At 63.4% G+C, this 4476-nt stretch carries 2 protein-coding genes and 5 pseudogenes; 4 read left to right on the forward strand and 3 right to left on the reverse strand.

Annotated elements, in window-relative coordinates:
- Both EOA22_RS25145 and EOA22_RS25150 read right to left on the reverse strand, forming a co-directional pair.
- Positions 1-212, reverse strand: a 212-nt coding sequence (locus EOA22_RS25145; RefSeq protein WP_127390286.1) for a hypothetical protein, incomplete at its 3' end; no start/stop codon positions are given.
- A gap of 9 nt (positions 213-221) precedes the next feature.
- Positions 222-501 (reverse strand): annotated as a pseudogene (locus EOA22_RS25150) (DUF411 domain-containing protein); the annotation flags it as partial.
- 801 nt (positions 502-1302) lie between these two features.
- Here EOA22_RS25150 and EOA22_RS39050 point away from each other — a divergent pair.
- The 4 genes and pseudogenes from EOA22_RS39050 to EOA22_RS25170 form a co-directional block, all read left to right on the forward strand.
- Positions 1303-1507, forward strand: a pseudogene (locus EOA22_RS39050) (isopenicillin N synthase family oxygenase); the annotation flags it as partial.
- Between the two features lie 8 nt (positions 1508-1515).
- A pseudogene (locus tag EOA22_RS25160) lies at positions 1516-1785 on the forward strand (pyridoxal-phosphate dependent enzyme); the annotation flags it as partial.
- Positions 1786-2063: 278 nt separating this feature from the next.
- Positions 2064-2227: pseudogene (locus tag EOA22_RS25165) on the forward strand (thioredoxin domain-containing protein); the annotation flags it as partial.
- A 41-nt stretch (positions 2228-2268) separates the two neighbouring features.
- Complete coding sequence (locus tag EOA22_RS25170; protein WP_127390287.1) at positions 2269-3723, forward strand: glutamate synthase subunit beta; 1455 nt, start codon at positions 2269-2271, stop codon at positions 3721-3723.
- Between the two features lie 27 nt (positions 3724-3750).
- On the opposite strand, the pseudogene EOA22_RS25175 reads toward EOA22_RS25170, so the two are convergent.
- Positions 3751-4476, reverse strand: a pseudogene (locus EOA22_RS25175) (DUF459 domain-containing protein); the annotation flags it as partial.

Genomic DNA, 4476 nt, shown 5'->3' on the forward strand with positions numbered 1-4476 from the left:
GCCATCCGGTGGGCGAGCCAAGGCAATGTCCAGACCAATCCGAGGCCTGCCGCGGCCACGCATCGATAAGAGGACCGACGCCCTTCTCCTTTGCCGCCGCTGGAGAACAGGTATTTGATCAGCGCGGCCGTCCCGAGGACGAGCACGACGACGACAAGCAGCCACACCAGGCCCGTGCCGAACATCATCATGCCGCTCATGCATTCCATCATCGAAGCCTCCTATTCCGTGGCGTAGATGCCGCCGGTCGCGTCAGACTTTCGGATTTCGAGAATCTCGAAGGGCGCTTCCTTCGTGCCACTCATGCCGGGGGAGCCCATCGGCATGCCGGGCAGCGTCATGCCCTTTGATGTCGGGCCGCTCGGTCAAGAGCTTGTTGACCGTGCCGACCGGCACATGGCCGCTCACCACATAGCCGTCGATGAACGAGAGAAGGCAGCCATCGGCTTCCGGCGGAATGCCCTCTTCGCGGCTCATGGCGAAAAGGTCGTGAGTCGGCCTTGACGGTGATTCCTGGAAGGCCGATTCCAAGGCGAGCTGGCTTGAAGGCCGCGGTCCGGATGGTCGACTAGGCAGCTTGGTTCCACGATCGCAATGCTTGATCGCTTCATTGCAGGCCATGGGCTCTCGCCCCCTCCTTTTGCCACACGAGGCGCCAGCTCACGTGTTGTTGTTGGCGTGCGCCCCGGCAACCGCTTTCACCAGCCGCTCCAGCGATCCCGCGCGCTCCAGCTCCGCAAAGAATGATGCGGCGTGACGCTACCCAGCCGGTGCTTCTCGGCCTTCCAATTAAACTGTCTCGACGAAAGAGCCGTCTCCGTTGCTCCGGTCTCGGTGTTGAGTTCTCTAAGGCTGCGCCACACCTTGGTCCCCACGCCGGCAAATGATCTCACTATGCAGCCCGTGCTCGCACGCTCTCAAACTAATTACCGCTGCTGCAACACGCCGCCTGGCGGCCTGCACCGAAAAGCCGACAGGGGTGCATCTGAATAGCCGTGAACCCAGGTCTCAAAGACCATCCGGCGCGACGAGCGGACGCACCGCACGTGTGACACCCGCCTTGTGGGGCAGGGTTGCCTTTCTCAATCCCGGCGTTGGTCGGCGTCCCAATGAGCAGCAAGCTATTATCGGCCGCCGAATCTTAGTGGCTTCGTCGAGAGCCTCAATCAACCAAGCGGCGAAAGCCCCGCAAGAGTCTCCGCCCGCCTGTCGCTATGAAGCAGTTGCAGCCAGCGCTGCTTCAGGCGCATGAACTCGCCCGATGCAATGATTTCCGTCGCCCTGGGTCTTTCGAAGGGCACTGTTTCTATTCCCTTCTTCTTCGGCGCGCGGCTTGATGCCGACATACGGTTTCTTGACCTGCCGCCTGAACTGGCTGCCGAAGCGGGTGCCCCGCCAGCGACCCCGACAATCCCCTGTTCCGCAACTGCTGAAGAGCCGACTGCGCTCGCATCCCGATATTGCGCAACGGCACTATGCCGACATTCTGGAGACCGCAGCCGCATGAGCCTCGAGATGTTCCGCCGACCGTCGACAAAGGCGTCCTCTCGCCTGCGTCCGCCATTTGTCAGTGCTCGATCTGATTGGGGAGACGCCGGTCGTCGAACTGAAGAGATTCGATACCGGCAGGTGTCGTCGCTTCGTCAAGATCGAAAGCCAGAATCCCGGCGGATCGATCAAGGATCGCATTGCGTTGTCGATGATCGTTAATGCCGAACAGCGTGGCACGCGCGGGGCGGTACAATCATCGAAGCGACCGCTGGCAACACAGGGCTCGGCCTGGCCATCTGGCGGCACGAAGCGCGTGATCGCGTGTCCAAAAGCTGACAGCGTCAGACAAATGTCAGGTTCATTACAACCAACATCTGGGCACTGACGAGGTTTTTCGAAGCAATGGGCGCTAACTGCGCGCTGAGCGCGTTGGCATGGCTTTTGAGACTGAGTGACTGTGACTGCACTCAATGGGGCAAGACGAGCGATGCGCTCCTCCCTGAACCCGTGTGCCGTCTCTGAGAGGAAACCAGCTCGTGCAGAAACCTTTGGAAATAGCTTTGGACCGCAACGTGGTATTGCAGATGGAGTCCCCGGCTCCTTCGATTAGAGTCGAGAACTGGCTGCATGGCGAGCCCCTCACGAGCTTTGAGCCCGGCAAGTGTACATAGTCGAATTTTGGGCAACTTGGTGCGGCCCATGTGTGGACGGGATGCCCCATCTGATCCAGCTGCAGGGCGTCGCCAGGCGCACCATCTGGACAGCAGGAACTGGACTATGGGCAAGGTAACAGGCTTTCTCGAAATCGACCGGCAGGTGCACAAGTACCAGCCGGCCTCCGACCGCATCCGGCATTTCCGCGAATTCACGCTGCCGATGTCCGACAAAGAGGTCGAGAAACAGGCCGCGCGCTGCATGGATTGCGGCATTCCGTTCTGCCATGGGCCGACGGGCTGCCCGATCCACAACCAGATCCCGGACTGGAACGACCTCGTCTACAATGGCGACTGGGACAATGCGATCCGCAACCTGCATTCGACCAACAATTTCCCGGAGTTCACCGGCCGCATCTGCCCGGCGCCCTGCGAGGAAGCCTGCACGCTGAACCTCGAGGACATTCCCGTCGCCATCAAGACGGTCGAGCAGGCGATCGCCGACAAGGCTTACGAGACCGGCCATATCAGGCCCTATCCGCCGGAGAAGAAGACCGGCAAGCGCGTCGCCGTCATCGGCTCCGGCCCGGCCGGCATGTCGGCTGCCCAGCAGCTCGGCCGCGCCGGCCACGACGTCCATGTCTATGAGCGCGAGAGCCGGCCCGGCGGGTTGATGCGTTACGGCATTCCCGACTTCAAGATCGAGAAGCACTATATCGACCGGCGCATCGAGCAGATGCAGGGCGAGGGCGTCACCTTCCATTGCGGCGTCAATGTCGGCGTCGACAAGCCGGTCGCCGAACTGCTCGCCGAACATGACGCCGTGCTTTATTGCGGCGGTTCCGAAACGCCGCGCGCGGCCGGCATTCCCGGCGACGATCTCGGCGGCGTGCATGACGCGATGCCCTATCTGGTGCAGCAGAACAGGCGTGTCGGCGGCGAACCGATCCAGTCGGTGGCGTGGCCGTCGCATCCGATCCTCGCCGGCGGCCAGCATGTCGTCGTCGTCGGCGGCGGCGATACCGCGTCCGACTGCGTCGGCACGGCCTTCCGCCAGGGCGCGGTGCGCGTCACACAGCTCGACATCCGCCCACAGCCGCCGGAGAAGGAAGACAAGCTTTCGGTCTGGCCATACTGGGCGACCAAGATGCGCACGTCATCCTCGCAGGCCGAAGGCGCCGAGCGCGAATTCCAGGTGGCGACGCTTGAATTCATCGGCGAAAACGGCCAGCTGACCGGGGTCAAATGCTGCGAGGTCGACGACAAGCGCAAGCCGATCGCCGGCACCGAATTCGTCATCCGCGCCGATCTCGCGTTCATCGCCATCGGCTTTGCCGGGCCGGCCGCGGCCGGTGTGGCGAGGGAATTGGAGGGTGAGATGAAGATCGCCACCGACAGCCGCCGCTCGCGCAATGTCGAGGCCAATGACCGCGACTACAAGACCAGCGTCGACAGGCTCTATGCGGCCGGCGACGTGCGTCGTGGCCAGTCGCTGGTCGTCTGGGCGATCCGCGAGGGCCGCCAGGCTGCGCGCGCGATCGACGAGGCGTTGATGGGGTCGAGCGTTCTCCCGCGCTGAGCCCGGCCTCAGAGCCGCGCTGCGAGACTAACGATTGATCGCGGTCGTGGTGTCGGTCGCGGCTGCGGCCTTCGGCGGCCAGGAGAAGTCGTCAGCGCGGCCGGGCGATGCAATCGGTGCCTTGCCCTCGACCACAAGCTTTTCACCGGGCAGGTCCGGATTGGCCTTAGCCGGCGGTGCCGCGCCAAGCAGCTCCGAGCCGCCGTCGAGTGCCGGATCGCTGAGCAGCATCGGCGCGGTGCGGTCGATGACGATGGGGGGCGCGGCCGGCGCCGGCGTCTCGACAGGGGCGCCCGCCGGAGCGGACGGTGTAATCATGCTTCCCGGCGCGGTCAGGCCGAGGATCTTCAGCAGCGGTTTTTCGGTGTAGAAGGCGAGCTTGCGCTTGCCCGCCTTCGAGATATTGATGCCGTCATCGGCGCGCAGCCGCACCGGCTGGCCGTTGATGTCGGGGCCGCTGGTGACGAAGGCGCCGTTCTCGTCGACAAAGCCGTCCCAGATATCGACGAATTCGCCGCCATGGCTTTCTGCGGCCTGATGGTAGATGTCGTTGAAGGCAAGCATATCCGAGGTCATCTTCGGCACCCGGAACGCCGGCATGCCGACCCAAAGGAAGGGGACCTTGGCCGCGGCGATGGCTTTGCCCAGCGCGTCGGTCCTGCGTTCATATTCCTTGGTCCAGTTCTCGGAACGTGGCTGTTCGCGCACGTCGCCCACCTTCATCGACTGGCGGTCGTTGGAGCCCAGCATGAC

The sequence above is a fragment of the Mesorhizobium sp. M7A.F.Ca.US.014.04.1.1 genome (genome assembly GCF_003998745.1).
Classification (GTDB): domain Bacteria; phylum Pseudomonadota; class Alphaproteobacteria; order Rhizobiales; family Rhizobiaceae; genus Mesorhizobium; species Mesorhizobium ciceri.